This is a genomic window from Burkholderia sp. B10 (assembly GCF_004368385.1).
Classification (GTDB): domain Bacteria; phylum Pseudomonadota; class Gammaproteobacteria; order Burkholderiales; family Burkholderiaceae; genus Burkholderia; species Burkholderia vietnamiensis.
The window spans coordinates 17,166-33,325 of the sequence record NZ_PQMX01000003.1; the positions used below are offsets into that span (position 1 = coordinate 17,166).

At 68.9% G+C, this 16,160-nt stretch carries 16 protein-coding genes; 13 read left to right on the plus strand and 3 right to left on the minus strand.

What is annotated here, in order from left to right; all coding sequences use genetic code 11:
- Positions 1-25: 25 nt before the first annotated feature.
- The 12 genes from C3Y15_RS02210 (at position 26) to C3Y15_RS02260 (ending at position 12,073) form a co-directional block, all read left to right on the plus strand.
- Positions 26-1,000 (plus strand): ABC transporter permease, encoded by a 975-nt coding sequence (locus tag C3Y15_RS02210; protein ID WP_059494763.1) that lies wholly within the window; start codon positions 26-28, stop codon positions 998-1,000.
- Between the two features lie 45 nt (positions 1,001-1,045).
- Positions 1,046-1,957: an ABC transporter ATP-binding protein gene (locus C3Y15_RS02215; RefSeq protein ID WP_124259721.1), complete on the plus strand. Its 912-nt coding sequence runs from the start codon at positions 1,046-1,048 to the stop codon at positions 1,955-1,957.
- A 686-nt stretch (positions 1,958-2,643) separates the two neighbouring features.
- Positions 2,644-2,778 (plus strand): hypothetical protein, encoded by a 135-nt coding sequence (locus C3Y15_RS32515; RefSeq protein ID WP_257785818.1) that lies wholly within the window; start codon positions 2,644-2,646, stop codon positions 2,776-2,778.
- A gap of 133 nt (positions 2,779-2,911) precedes the next feature.
- On the plus strand, positions 2,912-4,504 hold the full coding sequence (locus tag C3Y15_RS02220; RefSeq protein WP_124259722.1) for an acetolactate synthase large subunit: 1,593 nt from the start codon (positions 2,912-2,914) through the stop codon (positions 4,502-4,504).
- 48 nt (positions 4,505-4,552) lie between these two features.
- Positions 4,553-5,365 (plus strand): SDR family oxidoreductase, encoded by an 813-nt coding sequence (locus C3Y15_RS02225; RefSeq protein WP_011879732.1) that lies wholly within the window; start codon positions 4,553-4,555, stop codon positions 5,363-5,365.
- Between the two features lie 41 nt (positions 5,366-5,406).
- Positions 5,407-6,444 carry a sialidase family protein gene (locus C3Y15_RS02230; RefSeq protein WP_059494769.1) on the plus strand — a complete coding sequence of 346 codons (1,038 nt, stop codon included), beginning with the start codon at positions 5,407-5,409 and terminating at the stop codon, positions 6,442-6,444.
- A gap of 12 nt (positions 6,445-6,456) precedes the next feature.
- A complete protein-coding gene (locus tag C3Y15_RS02235) occupies positions 6,457-6,972 on the plus strand; it encodes a VOC family protein (RefSeq protein WP_011879734.1) in 516 nt (171 codons plus the stop codon).
- Positions 6,973-7,035: 63 nt separating this feature from the next.
- Positions 7,036-7,641, plus strand: coding sequence for an amino acid synthesis family protein (locus tag C3Y15_RS02240; RefSeq protein WP_059548346.1), 606 nt, complete (start codon positions 7,036-7,038; stop codon positions 7,639-7,641).
- 27 nt (positions 7,642-7,668) lie between these two features.
- A complete protein-coding gene (locus tag C3Y15_RS02245) occupies positions 7,669-8,556 on the plus strand; it encodes an alpha/beta hydrolase (protein ID WP_045579924.1) in 888 nt (295 codons plus the stop codon).
- Positions 8,553-10,193 (plus strand): bifunctional 3-(3-hydroxy-phenyl)propionate/3-hydroxycinnamic acid hydroxylase, encoded by a 1,641-nt coding sequence (locus C3Y15_RS02250; RefSeq protein WP_059494811.1) that lies wholly within the window; start codon positions 8,553-8,555, stop codon positions 10,191-10,193. The genes C3Y15_RS02245 and C3Y15_RS02250 overlap by 4 nt, the downstream gene beginning before the upstream one ends.
- Positions 10,183-10,515, plus strand: coding sequence for an NIPSNAP family protein (locus tag C3Y15_RS02255; protein WP_011879738.1), 333 nt, complete (start codon positions 10,183-10,185; stop codon positions 10,513-10,515). The genes C3Y15_RS02250 and C3Y15_RS02255 overlap by 11 nt, the downstream gene beginning before the upstream one ends.
- Before the next feature lie 106 nt (positions 10,516-10,621).
- A complete protein-coding gene (locus C3Y15_RS02260) occupies positions 10,622-12,073 on the plus strand; it encodes an NAD-dependent succinate-semialdehyde dehydrogenase (RefSeq protein ID WP_011879739.1) in 1,452 nt (483 codons plus the stop codon).
- 43 nt (positions 12,074-12,116) lie between these two features.
- On the opposite strand, the gene C3Y15_RS02265 is transcribed toward C3Y15_RS02260, so the two are convergent.
- Positions 12,117-12,827, minus strand: coding sequence for an IclR family transcriptional regulator (locus tag C3Y15_RS02265; protein ID WP_224056569.1), 711 nt, complete (start codon positions 12,825-12,827; stop codon positions 12,117-12,119).
- Between the two features lie 229 nt (positions 12,828-13,056).
- On the opposite strand from C3Y15_RS02265, the gene C3Y15_RS02270 reads away from it, so the two are divergent.
- Positions 13,057-14,112, plus strand: coding sequence for a porin (locus C3Y15_RS02270; protein WP_011879741.1), 1,056 nt, complete (start codon positions 13,057-13,059; stop codon positions 14,110-14,112).
- A gap of 60 nt (positions 14,113-14,172) precedes the next feature.
- On the opposite strand, the gene C3Y15_RS02275 is transcribed toward C3Y15_RS02270, so the two are convergent.
- Both C3Y15_RS02275 and C3Y15_RS02280 read right to left on the minus strand, forming a co-directional pair.
- On the minus strand, positions 14,173-15,330 hold the full coding sequence (locus tag C3Y15_RS02275) for a porin (RefSeq protein ID WP_059494774.1): 1,158 nt from the start codon (positions 15,328-15,330) through the stop codon (positions 14,173-14,175).
- 186 nt (positions 15,331-15,516) lie between these two features.
- Positions 15,517-16,080: a cytochrome b/b6 domain-containing protein gene (locus tag C3Y15_RS02280; RefSeq protein ID WP_059457142.1), complete on the minus strand. Its 564-nt coding sequence runs from the start codon at positions 16,078-16,080 to the stop codon at positions 15,517-15,519.
- Positions 16,081-16,160: the final 80 nt, after the last annotated feature.

Consider the following 16,160-nt stretch of genomic DNA (forward strand, 5'->3'; position numbering starts at 1 on the left):
GCACCCAAACGATACGGAGATTTCCATGTCAACGACCCGCAATACGACCGGATGGCTCGCCGTGCGCCGCGAACTGACGACGCGCGGCAAGTGGACGCTCGGCATCGCGTCCTTCCTGCTGCCGTTCGCCGTCTGGTGCCTGGTCAGCTACGTGCCGTTCATTTGGCATCCGCAAATGCGCATCACGAATCCCGGCAGCGTCGACTATTTCCAGACCGGCATGCAGATCGACCGCGACGTGTTCGACGACGAGCTCGCGCATGCGCGCGCCACGCACGCGGCCGTGCCGGAGGGCGTGCGCGCGAATCCGGTGTACCTGCCGGCGCCGCATCAGGTGCTGCGCGCGTTCTATACCGCGTTCTCGACGCCGCCCGCGTCGCGCGACGGCGTGTGGCTGCACGAGAGCCTGTGGCACAGCATCCGGATCATCTTCTGGGGCTTCGTGATCTCGTCGGCGATCGGCGTGCCGCTCGGCATCGTGTGCGGCACGTTCAGCGCGCTCGCGCGGCTGCAGGAGCCGTTCCTCGAATTCTTCCGCTACCTGCCGGCCCCGGCGTTCGGCGCGCTGATGGTCGCGATCCTCGGCATCTACGACGCGCCGAAGATCGCCATCATCGTGATCGGTACGCTGTTCCAGCAGGTGCTGATCGTCGCGAACACCACGCGCAAGCTCGAATACGGGCTGTTCGAGGCCGCGATGACGCTCGGCACCAACAAGCTGAAGCTGCTCACGCACGTCGTGATTCCGGGCGTGCTGCCCGACCTGTATCGCGACCAGCGCATCCTGCTCGGCTGGGCATGGACCTATCTGATCGTCGCGGAGCTCGTCGGCACCAGCTCGGGCATCACGTGGTACATCAGCCAGCAGGCGCGCTACCAGCATTTCGACAACGTCTATGCGGCGATCCTGATGATCGGGATCATCGGCGTCGGCACCGACCTCGCGCTCGGCGCGCTCGGCCGCCGGCTGTTTCCGTGGGACCGCACGCTCAAAGCGTGACGCCCGCTCGCGCATACCCATCGACCGATCGTTGCAGAGGCCATCATGCAGAACCCGCAAGCCGTTCCCGACTACCTGATTCAATCCGACGCGGTGCGCGAGCGCTTCGCGCGGCTCAAGGCCCGCGACGTGATCCTCGACGTGCGGCACGTCGGCAAGCGTTTCGCGACGCCGCAGGGCGAGTGCGTCGCGCTCGACGACATCAGCTTCCGCACGCACCGGCGCGAGTTCGTCTGCGTGATCGGCCCGTCGGGCTGCGGCAAGTCGACGTTGATCCGCATCCTGGCCGGGCTCGACACGCAGACGAGCGGCGAGGTGCTGCTCGACGGCAAGCCGGTGCAGGGGCCGGGCGCCGATCGCGGGATGGTGTTTCAGGGCTACACGCTGTTTCCGTGGCTCAGCGTGAAGAAGAACGTGATGTTCGGCCTGCGGATGAACGGCAGCAGCAGCGGCGAGGCCGAGCGCGAGGCGCTGCAGTGGCTCGATCTGGTCGGGCTCACGCGCTTCGCCGACGTGTATCCGCACCAGCTGTCGGGCGGGATGAAGCAGCGCGTCGCGATCGCGCGCTCGCTCGCGAACCGCCCGCGCATCCTGCTGATGGACGAGCCGTTCGGCGCGCTCGACGCACAGACGCGCGCGAAGATGCAGGCGCACCTGCTCGACATCTGGCGCTACATCGACGTGACGATTCTGTTCATCACGCACGATCTCGACGAGGCGATCCTGCTGGCCGACCGGATTCTGGTGCTGAAGGCGAATCCGGGCTCGGTGCACGAGTTGATCGAGGTGCCGCTGCCGCGACCGCGCGACGGCTCGCAGGTCAATACGCCGGAGTTCATCGCGACGAAGGCGCGGCTCGACGCACTGATCCATCCGAAGGAAGCTGCGCCGGCGGACGACGACGGCGTCAGGCCGCACATGATCCGGATGACCGACGTGGCGGATAACGTCGAGTAGCGGTTCGATCCGTGGCCGGTGCGTGGCGTCGGCTTGCCGGCGTGGTTTGTACATGCGGCGGGGACGATCACGCTTTCGCGATGAACGCGGGCGGTTCGGATAGCAACGCGTCGTCGCGTCGAAATGGCCGGGTCGTCCGCCAGGCGATGGCCGTGTGTCTCGTGCTGCTCGACGGTGCACCGTCGCGCGCTCGGCGCGACGCGTGCTATCGCGGCGGTCGCGATGCCGATGGCGGCACGCTGACAGGCGCAACGCGAGCCGCCCACTGGGCGGCGTGTTCGAGTTGCGCCCGCGCCGAACGCGGCCGCGAGACGGTCGCCGATCGACAAGCCGCGCCCGCCCCAATACAACGAGCGGCACGGACACCGCAGGCGCGCCGCGCGCGTTGAGCCAACACCGCGAACGGCGAACACCGATGCGACGGGTCGATGACTTCGCCTCAGAGATTGCGAGTCGTCCACCGTCGCGCGTGCGGCCGGCGCAAGCTACGGCGTCGGCCGCACGCCGTAGCTGTTGCCGTCAACAAGCCGAACGTTCGCCCCAGCGCGGGCGAGTGCCAAGTGCTCGGCGCCGCTCACATTGCCCTTCCAGCGCACGCTGATGCGAGTGCGGGCTTCCCTCTCTCCATCGTTCGATCGGTCGCGATTCGTCTTCACCCCTGGCGCGGCCCACGTGTCCGTCCATCAATGAGCCTCCTCAGCGCGCGCGAACACGCCGGCAAGCGGCGCCGGGTCGAACGCGACGCCATTTCCATGAATACCGAAATACGGGAATTCGCGATGTATCGCAGCCTGACGGGCGGCGGCGGGACAGCAATCTGAACCACAGGAATTCGCAATTTCACCGGGTAAACGTGAATCCGTTCAGCCGCCGTTGTCAATAGCGATAGTTTGACAAATCCCGTATTTCGGGATTAAAGTGAATTCCACTTCGTCACCTACCCAGAGCCGCCGAATGGAAATCCCACACCTGGACACCGATGCCCGAACCCGCGATGGCGCGAGCATCGTGCTCGAAACGGCGCGCGAGCGCGGCGTCGACATCTGTTTCGCGAATCCCGGCACGACGGAAATGCCGTTCGTCGTCGCGCTCGATCGGGTGGCGGGCGTGCGTCCGATCCTGGGGCTGTTCGAGGGCGTCTGCACGGGCGCCGCGGACGGTTACGGCCGGATGGCCGGCAAGCCCGCGATGACGCTGCTGCACCTCGGGCCGGGCCACGCGAACGGCATCGCCAACCTTCACAACGCCCGTCGTGCCCGCACGCCGATCCTGAACATCGTCGGCGATCACGCGCGCGCGCATCTGAAATACGACGCGCCGCTCACCTCCGACATCGAATCGCTCGCGCGGCCGGTGTCGGTCTGGTATCGCAGCGTCGCGCATGCCGACGATCTGGCGAGCGACACCGCTGCCGCGATCGCGGCAGCGACCGCGGCGGCCTCGGGCGTCGCGACGCTGGTGCTGCCGGTCGATCTGCAGTCGGCGGCCGTGAACGAAACCGCGTCGCAGCCGCGTGCGCAGGCCGCACCGGCCCCTGCCGCACCCGCATTCGACGCGGCCCGGCTCGCACGGGTCGCGGACCTGTTGCGCACCGGCGTGCCCGCGGTGCTGCTGCTGGGCGCCCGAGCGCTGTCCGCGCGCGGCCAGAAGGCGGCAGCGCGGATTGCGGCGGCCACCGGCGCGGCTTGTTTCGGCGAAACCTTTCCCGCGCGCGCGGAGCGCGGCGGCGGCCTGCCGGACATCGACCGGCTGCCGTACTTTCCCGAGCCGGCGCGCGCGGCCCTCGCCGGGCGCAAGGTCGTGCTCGCCGGCGCGCTCGCGCCCGTCACGTACTTCGCATACGAAGGCATCCCGGGCGAGCTCGCGCCGCCCGAGGACCTCGTCACGCTGGCCGATCCGGGCGAGGCGGCCGACGCGGCGCTGGAAGCGCTCGCCGAAGCCGTCGGCGCGACGGCCGACGTCGACGGTGTGCGCGTCGCACGCTGGAACGTCGAAGCCGGGCCGCTGACGCCGCAGACGGCCGGGCGCGTGCTGGCCGACGCGCTGCCGGACGACGCGATCGTGTCGATCGAAGGCGGCACCTGCGGGTATCCGTTCGTGACGGCGTCGGCGCGCGCGCGCCGGCACACGATCCTCACGAACACCGGCGGGGCGATCGGCCAGGGGCTGCCGGTCGCGCTCGGCGCCGCCGTCGCATGCCCGGCGCGCCGCGTGTTCGCGCTGCAATCCGACGGCAGCGCGCAGTACACGATCCAGGCGCTGTGGACGATGGCGCGCGAGCGTCTGCCGATCGTGATGCTGATCGCATCGAACCGGCGCTACGCGATCCTGCAGACGGAACTCGCGCGCAACGGCCAGCCGGCCGACACGCCGCACGCGAGCCGGCTGACGCTGCTGGACGATCCGCCGATCGACTGGCTCGCGCTGTCGGCCGGCTACGGCGTGCCGGCCGAGCGCGTGAGCACGACGCAGGCGCTGTCGCGCGCGCTGGACGACGCGCTCGCGCACACCGACGGGCCGCGCCTCATCGAGATGTGCCTCGCCTAAGCGGGCGCTTGCCCGCTCCATCAATCCCGACTCTCATCATTTCTCGCCATGGATCTGCAACTCAACGGAAAGGCCGCGTTCATCACCGGCGGCAGCATGGGCATCGGCAAGGCCGTTGCGCTGGAGCTGGCCCGCGAAGGCGTCAACGTCACGATCGCGGCGCGGCGCATGGAACACCTGGAGGCCGCCGCCGCCGAGCTTCGCACGGCGCTCGAACCGCTCGGCAGCGCCGCGGGCGCGATCCTGCCGGTCACGCTCGACACGACCGACATGCGCTCCATCGAAGCGGCGATGGCGGCCAGCGTCGAACGCTTCGGACGCCTCGACGTCCTGCTCAACGGCGCCGCGCATCCGGGCGGGCTGGTGCGCGCGGAGCTGGAGCATGCGGACCCGCAAGGCCTGCTGCAGGACATCGACATCAAGGTGATCGGCTACCTGCGCTGCGCGAAGGCGGCCGCGCCGTACATGCGCCGCAACGGCTTCGGCCGGATCGTGAACGTCGGCGGCCTGACGGGCCGCGGCAGCAAGCAGCTGTCCGGCATGCGCAACGTGGCGATCGTGCATCTGACCAAGACGCTGTCCGATCAGCTCGGGCCGTTCGGCATCACGGTGAACACGATTCATCCGGGCGTGGTCGAGACGCCGCACATCCACGAACTCTACGAGAAGGAAGCGCACAAGCAGGGGCTGACGGCCGCCGAGGTCGAGGCCAACTACGTCAAGGCGACGCCGATCCGGCGCGTGCTGCAGCCCGAGGAGATGGGCTGGATCGTCGCGTTTCTCGCGTCGCCGAAAGCCGGCTCGATCACCGGCGAGTCGATCGGCTGCGACGGCGGGCTCACCCGCGGCATCTTCCTCTGATTTCCCCGACTTCCCCGACTTCCCGACACAAGGAGCTTCCCATGACCGCAACCGTACTGGTCGCCACGGCCGGACAAGGCATCCTGCGCTCGAACGACGACGGCAAGACCTGGCATCGCCTCGGCCTGACCGAGCCGATCGAGTTCGACGGCATCGTGCGCGCGCTCGCCGTGGACCCGGCCACGCCGTCGCGCGTGTATGCCGGCGCCGATGCGGGACTGTGCATCAGCGACGACGGCGGCGCGCACTGGTATCGCCCCGCGAACGCGCTGAACGGGCAGACCGTCTGGTCCATCGCGATCGATCCGGCGAACCCGGCGGTGCTCTACGCGGGCACCGGCGCGCCGTCGCGGGCCGCGCTTTACAAGTCGACCGACGCCGGCATGAGCTGGACGCCGACGGCGCCCGTATTCCCCGAGTTCTGCTCCGGCGTCAACCGGCCGCGCCTGCTGACGATCTGCGTCGACCCGAGCGAGAGCCGCAATGTGTGGTACGGCGTCGAGGAAGGCGGTGCATGGCGCAGCCGCGACGGCGGCGCGACCTGGGCGCGGGTGGACGGCGCAGGCACCGCGATCCGCAACAGCGACATTCACGCGATCGCCGTGTTGCCCGCGACGGCCGATACTCCCAAGACCACGCTGCTGCTGACGGTGAATGCCGTGTACGTGAGCGATGACGACGGACGGACGTGGGACGGCGAGCTGTCGCGCGAGCGTTTCGACGGGCTGTACTACACCCGCACGGTCGTGCCGCTGGCGACGCCCGACGGCGCACTGCTGATGGCGATCGGCGACGGCACGCCGGGCACGCAAAGCCGCATCTACCGCTCGACCGACCGCGGCCGCGCCTGGCGCGAGACGGACCTGCAGACGCCGCCGAACTCGACGTTCTGGGCGTTCGGCGTCCACGGCGCGCGCCCGGAGCTCGTCTATGCGGGCACCAAGTACGGCCACCTGTTCCGCTCGCGCGACGGCGGCCGGAACTGGACCAAGGAATGGCGCGATTTCAGCGAGATCACGGCGGTCGCATGGACGCCGTTCGAAGCGCCGCTCGTGGCCCATGCGCAATCCACGCACTGACCGGAGCCCGCGATGACGTCATCCGACTTCCGGCAGCAGGCCGAACGCGCGAACGCGAGCGGCCGGCCGATGCCGACGCCGCACGTCCAGCGCACCCACCTGTCGCTGTTCGTGCGCGATCCGGTGCGCTCGAGCACCTGGTACGCCGACGTGCTCGGCATGAAGGAAACCGCGCGCGGCGATCAGTGGGTGTTCATGTCGTTCGGACAGAAGCATCACGACATCGCGCTGATCCGCGCGGCGTCCGATGCGGAGCTCGGCACGATCGGGCTGCAGCACTACGGCCTCGAAATCGCGGGCGGGCTGACCGAGCTGCGCCGCCTGTACGGCATGCTGATCCGCCGCCACGTGCCGATCGTCAAGATCACCGATCACAAGGTGGGCATCGGCGTGTACTTCAACGATCCGGACGGCAACCGCCTCGAGTTCTTCTGCGAGACCGTCACCGACGACGAGGAAGGCAAGCGCGTGCTCAACCGCTACCACGCGCCGAGCGATCCGACGCAGCTCGAACCGCTGTTCGACTAGCGTCGCCGCCGCCGTTGCCGCTCCGAACCACCGCATATCCACACCATTGACCAGGGAATCCCGATGAGCAAGACCGCCAATTTCGAAGGCTTTCATATCCGCAAGTGGTACACGCAGATCGAGGATTCGCTCGCGAACGAGACCGGCCAGCTGGCCGACGGCGAACCGCTGCGCAAGATCGTGATCGCGGCGGCCGTCCACAATCCGTACGCCGGGCGTTTCAGCGAGAACCTCGACGACCTCGTGCGTCCGTCGCCCGCGCTCGGCCGCGAGTTCGCGCGGCGCATCGAAGCGCTCGCGGCGAGGCGCGCGATCGAGAGCTACGGCAAGGCGTGTCTCGTCGGCTCGGCGGGCGAGTACGAGCACGGCAACGCGTTCCTCACGTCGATCTTCGCCGAACCGATCCGCGCGGCGCTCGGCGGCGGCAAGGCGTGGGTGCCGTCGAGCGGCAAGCGCGGCCCGATCAACACGGTGATCGACGTGCCTCTCGCGCACAAGGACGCGCTGTACGTGCGCTCGCACTACGACACCGTCACCTGCCTGTTCCCCGATGCGCCGAACGATGACGAAGTGCTGGTGATCTTCGCGTTCGCGACGCGCGGCCGCCTGCATGCGCGGCTCGGCGGGCTGAAGGCGAGCGAGATCGTCGGCCGCGACGGTCTGGTCTGAATGCTGGCGCGGCGCGGAGGGCGAACGATGAACCGGGCATCCGGAACCGATGGATGGATCGTCAGCGACGGCTTGCGGCTGCACTACGTCAGCTGGGGACGCGACGATGCGCCGGCCGTGGTGATGCTGCATGGCCTGCGCAGCTACGCGCAGACGTGGGCCGACGCGGCGCGTGCGCTGACCGACCGCTACCGCGTCGTCGCGCTCGATCAGCGCGGGCGCGGCGCGAGCGACTGGGATCCGCGGCGCGAATACTACGCGGCGGCCTATGTGCGCGATCTCGACGCGCTGGTACGGGCGCTCGGCCTGCGGCGCTTCGTGCTCGTGGGCCATTCGATGGGCGGCGCCAACGCGTTCGTCTATGCGGGCCGCGATCCGGAGCGGCTCGCCGGCCTCGTGATCGAAGACATGGGCCCCGGTGCGTCCGTCGGCTCGCACGGATCGGCGCGCATCAAGCGCGAGCTGCTGGAAACGCCCGACGGGTTCGCGACGTGGGCCGACGCGCGCGCGTTCTGGTGCCGCCAGCGGCCGAACCTGCCGGAGGCGGCGCTCGATTCCCGCGTCGCGCATTCGCTGCGGGAGGACGCGCCCGGACGCATCGTCTGGCGGCACGACGCCGCGGGAATCGCGGCCGCGCGGCTCGCCGCGACGCCCGAGCAACTGGTCGACCTGTGGCCGCTGATACGGAGCCTGCGGGTGCCGACGCTGCTGCTGCGCGGCGGCGATTCGGACTTTCTATCCGCGCAGGTCGCGGCCGACATGAGCGCGGCCAACGCCGTGATCGAGCGGGTCGATATCGCGGGCGCGACGCACTACGTGCATGACGATCGGCCCGCGGCGTTCAACGGCGCATTGCGCGAATGGCTCGACCGTCTCGACGATCCGGCATGGCGCGCGGGGGAGCGGGGCGCATGAAAGCGGACAACCGGAACCGGACCTCGGTCGCGATCGTCGGCGCGGGGCCGAACGGCGCGGCGCTGGCGAACCTGCTCGGCCTGTATGGCGTCGATACGGTCGTGGTCGAGCGGGCGCCGCAGATCGTCGACTTCCCGCGCGCGGTCGGCATCGACGACGAAGCGCTGCGGCTGTTCCAGACCGCCGGCGTGGCCGACGAGCTGAGTCGCGACATCATCCAGAACGTGCCGTTGCGGATGTTCAATGCGCGCGGCGAATGCTTCGCCGACGTGCGTCCGTCGGTCCGCGAGTTCGGCTGGTGGCGACGCAACATCTTCATGCAGCACCTGGCCGAGCGCACGTTGCGCGACGCGCTGGCGCGCTATCCGCACGTGTCGCTGCGCACCGGCGAGGAAGTCGTCGGGCTGGAGCAGGACGACGCGCACGTGACGCTGCGGGTGCAGGGCGCCGACGGGCAGCACTACGCGCTCGACGCCGATTACGTGGTGGCGGCCGACGGCGGGCGCAGTCCGCTGCGCGAGATGCTCGGCATCCCGCTCGCCGGCACGACGCATCCGATGAAGTGGGTCGTGGTCGACGTGAAGAACGCCGGCCTCGACCAGCCCTGCACCGCGCTGAACTGCGACCCGCGCCGCCCGAACGTGTGCATCTATCTGCCGTTCAACTACCGGCGCTGGGAATTTCTCGTGTTTCCGCACGAGGACGAACAGGCGATCGCGCAACCGGAGTCGATACGCGCACTGATCGCACCGTACGTCGAAGACGTCGAGCGGCTGGAGATCGTCCGGGCGCGCACCTACACGCATCACTCGCGCGTGGCGGAGCGCTTCGTCGCGGGCCGCATAGCGCTCGTCGGCGATGCCGCGCACCTGAGCCCGCCGTGGATCGGGCAAGGGCTGAATGCGGGCCTGCGCGACGTGGGCAACCTCGCGTGGAAGCTGGCCGGGATCGTCCACGGTAGGTTGAACCCCGGCGTGCTCGCGACCTACGAATCGGAGCGCCGCGCCCATGCGAAGGCGATGATCGACCTCGCGGACACGTTCGGCGCGATGCTGATGCCGACCAGCCTTCCGGTCGCATTCCTGCGCGATCGGCTGCTCGCGGCCGCGCGGTTTGCGCCGGGCCTGAAGGACTACGTGCTGCAAATGCGTTTCAAGCCGATGCCGAGCTATACGCGCGGGGTCGTGGTGACGGGCGCATCGGATGCGTCGGGCGCGATCGGCCGGATGATCGTCCAGCCCGACGTCGAAACGGCCGACGGTGTGCGCCGCAAGCTCGACGACGTGCTCGGCCCGTGGTTTTCGATCATCGGCTGGCAATGCGATCCGCAAGCGAGCCTGAGCGACGACGATCGCGCGTTCTGGACCGCGCTGGGCGCGAAGTTCGTGCAGATCGTCCGGTCGCGCAGCGGCACGTGCCGCGAGCAGCGCATCGCGAGCGCGCACGGCAGCGAGTGCGTCGAAGACGTCGACAACGCGATGGCCGACTGGTTCGACCGGCATGCGGGGCCGCTGGTCGTCGTCCGTCCGGACCGGTACGTCGCCGCGCAGACCGACGCGGTCGGCATCGCCGGCGTGACGGCCGCGTTCCGCGCATTCGCGCCGCAGCAGCAAGCGGAGGCCGCGCATGTTTGTTGAGCAACGCATCTATACGCTGGTGCCCGGCGGCGTCGCCGAGTATCTGCGGCTCTATGCGGAGTGCGGTCGCGCGCCGCAGGAGCAGGCGCTCGGCACGATGGTCGGCTGCTTCACGACCGAAGTCGGGCCGCTGAACCAGCTCGTGTATCTGTGGGCCTTCGATTCGCTCGACGAGCGCGCACGGCGTCGCGCGGCGCTGATGGCCGATCCGGCGTTCGGCGTGTTCCGCGGCAAGGTGCGGCATCTGCTGGTCCGGCAGGAGAACCGGATTCTCCGGCAGGAAATCGGCGGTTTGCTGGCCCGGCCGCAACCGGCGGCGTGACCTGCCGGTCGTCGTGCCGGCGGCGGTCACGCGCCGCGCCGGCGCCCTTCATGCAATTCCACGTGAGGCACCCGCGTTGATTCCGTTTACTCCGCTGACTTCCCGGATGAGCTCCGGCGTCCGACACGACTACGCGCCGCTTCGGCTGTACATCGACGGCAGGTTCCACGATGCCGACGGCCGGCGCACGCAACCGGTCGTCGATCCCGGGACCACACGCGTGCTCGGCGAGCTGCCGCATGCGACGGCGCACGACATCGACGCCGCGGTGCAGGCCGCGCATCGCGCATTCGTCACGTGGCGGCACGAGTCGCCGCTCGTGCGTTCCGACCTCCTGCGTCGCGCCGCCGCGCTCGCGCGCGAGCGCGCCGAGACCATCGGCCGGCACATCACGATGGACCAGGGCAAGCCGCTTCGCGAGGCGATCGCCGAGGTCGTGTCGGCGGCCGAGCAGCTCGAATGGCATGCGGAGGAGGGACGCCGCACCTACGGGCGGGTCGTGCCGGCCCGTTCCCCGGACGTCATGCAGACGGTGCTGCGCGAGCCGATCGGCGTATGCGCGGCGTTCTCGCCGTGGAATTTCCCGTTCAGCCAGGCGATGCACAAGATCGCAGCCGCGCTGGCGTCGGGATGCACGCTGGTGCTGAAAGGGCCGGAGGAATCGCCGAGCGCGATCGTCGCGCTCGCGCAGCTGTTTCACGATGCCGGCTTGCCGCCTGGCTGCCTGAACATCGTCTGGGGCGTGCCGGGCGACGTATCGAAGCAGCTGATCGAAGCGCCGCAGGTGCGCAAGATTTCGTTCACCGGATCGGTGCCCGTCGGCAAGCAACTGGCGGCGCTCGCCGCGTCGCTGATGAAGCGCATGACGATGGAGCTGGGCGGTCATGCGCCGGTGCTCGTCTGCGCGGACGCCGACGTCGAGCGCGCCGCGGCGATGCTGGCCGCGTACAAGTTTCGCAACGCCGGGCAGGTGTGCGTATCGCCGACGCGGTTCTTCGTGCAGCGCGCGGCGTTCGACCGGTTCGTCTGCGCCTATCTCGACGCGGTGGGCACGATCCGCGTCGGCTACGGGCTGGACGCGGGCGTGACGATGGGGCCGCTCGCGCATGCGCGGCGCGTGGACGAGATCGACGCCTTCGTGGCCGACGCAACGGCCAAAGGCGCGCAGATCGCCACGGGCGGCATGCGCCTGCCGGGGCCCGGCCACTATTTCGCGCCGACGGTCGTGCTCGGCCCGACGCGCGATACGCGGCTGATGAACGACGAGCCGTTTGGCCCGATCGTGGGCATCGTGCCGTTCGACGATCTCGACGATGCGCTCGCCGAAGCCAACCGCCTGCCGTTCGGGCTCGCGTCGTACGCGTTCACGACGTCGGCGCGCAACGCGCACCGGATCAGCCGCGCGCTCGAGGCCGGCATGGTCAACATCAATCACTTCGGCATGGGGCCGGCGGAAATCCCGTTCGGCGGCGTGAAGGACAGCGGCTTCGGCAGCGAAGGCGGCATGGAAGCGTTCGACGGCTATCTCGTCACGAAATTCGTCACGCAGATGAATTGACCGACGGACGCCTGCCGCCGATCGTGCGCGGCGCGGCGCGTGTTCAGGTGGCTGCGCCGATCTGCGCGGTGGCGTCGATCAGCAGTTTGCCGAGCACCTGCTCGTCGAACAGCGCGAAGTGCTCGGCGCGGAACACGAGCGACAGGCTGCTGTTGATTTCGCCGCTGCTGGCCGTGCGGATCGGTGCGGCGATACCGACGAAACCCGCGTCGAGTTCGCCGCGCGAAATCCAGTAGCCGGACTCGACGATCTGCTGGCAGTGGCGCCAGAACGCGGTCCAGTCGGTCGCGAATTCGCCGAGCTCCGCGTTGTGTCGTTCGTGCAGGCGCTTCAGGCGCGCGCGCGACATCGCGGCGACGATCACCTTCGACGAGGCGCCGACGAACAGCGGCATGATGCGGCCGCGCCCGAAGCCCAGCTGCAGGTTTTCGGCGCCGGACTCGTGCATCACGTTGATGATCTGCTCGTCGAATAGCGTCGACACCAGCGCGTCGCCGCCGGTGACCTGGACCAGATGCTGAATCACCGGTTTCGCGGCATTCAGCGTCGGGTCGGACTGCCGCATGTTGTAGTCGAGATGGATGATGCGCGGCCCGAGCGTATAGCGGCCATTGCTGCCGACGAGCAGGCCGACGGACGCCAGTTCCTTCACGTAGCGGTAGCACGTGGTGCGCGAGAAGCCCATGTGTTCGGCGATCTCCTCGGCGGTCATCGACGTCGCGGACGACGAGAAGACGTCAAGGATGGACAGCATTTTGGTCAGGCTCGACATGACGTGATCCGGGTTCAGACGGGTTGCGGCAACCGAACGAGCGGCGCGACGGCGTTGCAGCGCAAGCGGGCCGGCGCACGCTGCCGCTGCGCCGGCGACAGGGCCGTAGTCTAACTGAAGTCGGTCGCGCGGCGCCCGACCGCAGGGCGCGCAGCACCGACCAGCAACGACGGATTTCGATAGGCATCCCTACATGAAGAGGAGAGTGAAGATGAAGACGTGGATCCGCGTGCTGGCAATCTACGGATGCGGCAGCGCCGTGCCGGCGTTCGCGCAATCGAGCGTGACGCTCTATGGTTCGCTGGACACCGGCGTCACCTATACGAGCAATGTGGCGTCGGCGCCGCGCGGCGGCCGCCAGCTCGCGTTGCAGGCCGGCGTGGCGCGCAACGACGTGTGGGGGCTGACGGGCCGGGAGGATCTCGGCGGCGCGAGCTTTGCGGTCTTCCGGCTCGAAAGCCAGTTCCAGACCTCCGACGGCACGCTCACCGTGCCGGGCGCCGCGTTCAGTTCGCAAGCGTACGTCGGGCTCGGCGGGGACTGGGGAACCGTGACGCTCGGCCGCCAGTTCGATTTCGTCGGCGATCTGATGCCGGCCTTCGCGATCGGCGCGAATACGCCGGCCGGCCTGCTTGCATGGGGCTTGCCGGCGAATGCGTCGGCCGGCGGCGCGCTCGACAACCGCGTCTGGGGCGTGCAGGTGAACAACGCGGTGAAGTACGTGAGTCCGACCTTCGGCGGCGTGTCGTTCGGCGGCATGTGGGGGTTCGGCAACGTACCGGGCACGGTCGCGCGCAGCAGCGTGCAGAGCGCGATGGTGTCGTACACGCATGGTGCGTTCAGCGCCGCGCTGGTGTATTTCGGCCAGCACGACGTGACCTCCGGCGGCAATCTCCGCAACTTCTCGGGCGGCGCCGGCTACGACGTCGGCCGGCTGCGTGTGTTCGGCATGGTGTCGGACGTGCGGATCAGCGCGGCCGCACCGCTGCGGGCCACGACCTACGATGCCGGGCTGACCTATGCAGTGACGCCGTCGCTGCAACTTGGCGGCGGCTTCCAGTTCCAGCAACGCGGCGGCGATACGGGCTCGGCCAACCAGCTCACGCTGACGGCCGACTATTCGCTGTCGAAACGGACCGGCCTGTATGCGGTATTCGCGCGCGGGCACGACAGCGCGTACGGCGCACAGGTCGAGGCCGCGCTCGGCGGCGCGGCGTCGGGGTCGACCCAGAGCGCGGTCCGCGTGGGCCTGCGCCACCAGTTCTGACGGTGCGGCGCGCGACGGCCGGCACGCGCAACGCGCGGCCGCCGTCGCGCCGCGCGCATGTCAGAAGCGATGCATCATCCCGATGCGCAACGCGAGCTGGTTGCGGCCCGACGACTGTCCGGCGGTGCCGAGCACGTGCGCATGGTCGAAGTCGGTGCCGGTGTTGCCGGTCGCATGCTGGTACGCACCCTGGATGTACGTGGAGGTCCGCTTGCTGAGGTCGTAGTCGAGCATCATCGACAGCTGGTGCCAGCTCGGCGAGGCGTCGCCCGCCGCCGTCGCGACGCGCGCGTGCGTATAGGTGTAGGCGGCGCCGAACCACACGTCGGGCAGCAGGAAATACTGGCCGCTGACCTCGAAATTGTCGAACTTCCACGCGTTCTGCGAGCCCGTCGCAGGCTGGTTCGTGAAGTAGACGTTCGCCTCGGGGCTGTAGACGTCGACGTGCGAATAGGCGGCGGACAGCGTCAGCTTGTCATTGAACTTGTACGACGTGCCGACGTCGATGTTCTGCTGCGAACGGCCGCTGAAAACCGTATCGTCGCTCGACAACGCGCCGGCCGCCGTCGCGCCGCCGTTGTTGGCCTTCAGATACGCGACGGCGGCGGAGAACGCACCGGCCTGGTACTGCATCGCGGCGCTGTAGACGCGGTTGCGGGCGAAGCCGCCCGCCTGATTCGAGAGCCCGTAGAGCACTTCGCCCTTGAAGCCGCCGTACGCCGGCGACACGTACTTGACGCTGTTCTGGATGCGGTAGTCCCAGTCGGCGTTGTCGTTGTCGTACGGGTGGGCGCCGAAGTCGCCGAGCCAGTTGCCGGCGGCCGCGAACGGGCTCCACATGTCGAGCGTGGGGTCGTACTGACGGCCCAGCGTGAGTGTGCCGAAGCGATCGGAATCGAGCCCGACGTAGGCCTGCCGGCCGAACATCCGTGACGCGACGCCGAGCGCGCCGGTGCTCGCGTTGAAACCGTTCTCGAGCTGGAAGATCGCTCGCAGGCCGCCGCCGAGATCTTCCGTCCCCTTCAGCCCCCAGTTGCTGCCGACGGTGTCGCCGCTGACCATCTGGTAGGCGCGGCTTCCGGCCGCGTTGCTCGTGAAATTGATGCCTTGGTCAATCGATCCGTAAAGCGTCACGCTGCTCTGCGCGTGAGCGCCCAGGTTGAACCCCATCGCGCAGGCCGCCGTGACGGCCGCTACGGCCGCAATCCTCTTTTTCATTGTCGATCTCCGGGTGACGCAGGAATGGCAGCCCGCGTCGCGACGGGCACGCACGCGCGCCTCCCGCCGGAACAGGATCTGCCATCGGTTGGTAAGACGAAAGACGTGACGTGGAACGAGCCGGGCCGCGACGAGCGGCCCGGTGGTGAAGCGTCGGGTGGTGCGCGCAGGCGCGCGGCGACGGCGTTACAGCATGCGTCGCAACACGTCGTTCTCGCGGTTCGGATCGAAGAAGCGGTGCTTCAGCGCGGCGAGCACGTGCAGCACGACGAGCGCGAGCAGCGTGTAGGCGAGCGTCCTGTGCAGCCACTGGAACGCGACGAACCAGTGGTCGTTCTTCGCCAGCAGCTCGGGCACGCGCAGACCGAAGAACGGCACGCCGTCGCTCTGCGTATAGGTGCTCGACATCGAATAGCCCATCAACGGCACGACGACGGCCAGCGCGTACAGCAGGTAATGGGCGAGCCTGGCGAGCCTGCGGTCGAGTTTCGGCAGGCTCGCCGGCAGCGGCGGCAACGTCTGCATCGAGCGGATCGCCAGTTGGGTCAGGACCACCAGCAGCGTGAGCACGCCGAATTCCTTGTGGGTCGGGTAGTACCAGTCGAATTTGGCGGGCAGGTTGTCGTCGAGCCGGACCATCGTCCAGCCGGTCCACAGCTGCGCACCGATCAGGATCGCCCTGAGCCAGTGAAGCAGCCGAAGCGTGAGCGGATACTTGTGCGCCGGGATTGCAATAGCCTGGTCGTTCATCTGGATGGTCTCTCGTGTAGGCACAACTGCGAAGGGCGGGATGTCGAACGCCTGCTTCGACATCCCGCGCCGGGTGGGAC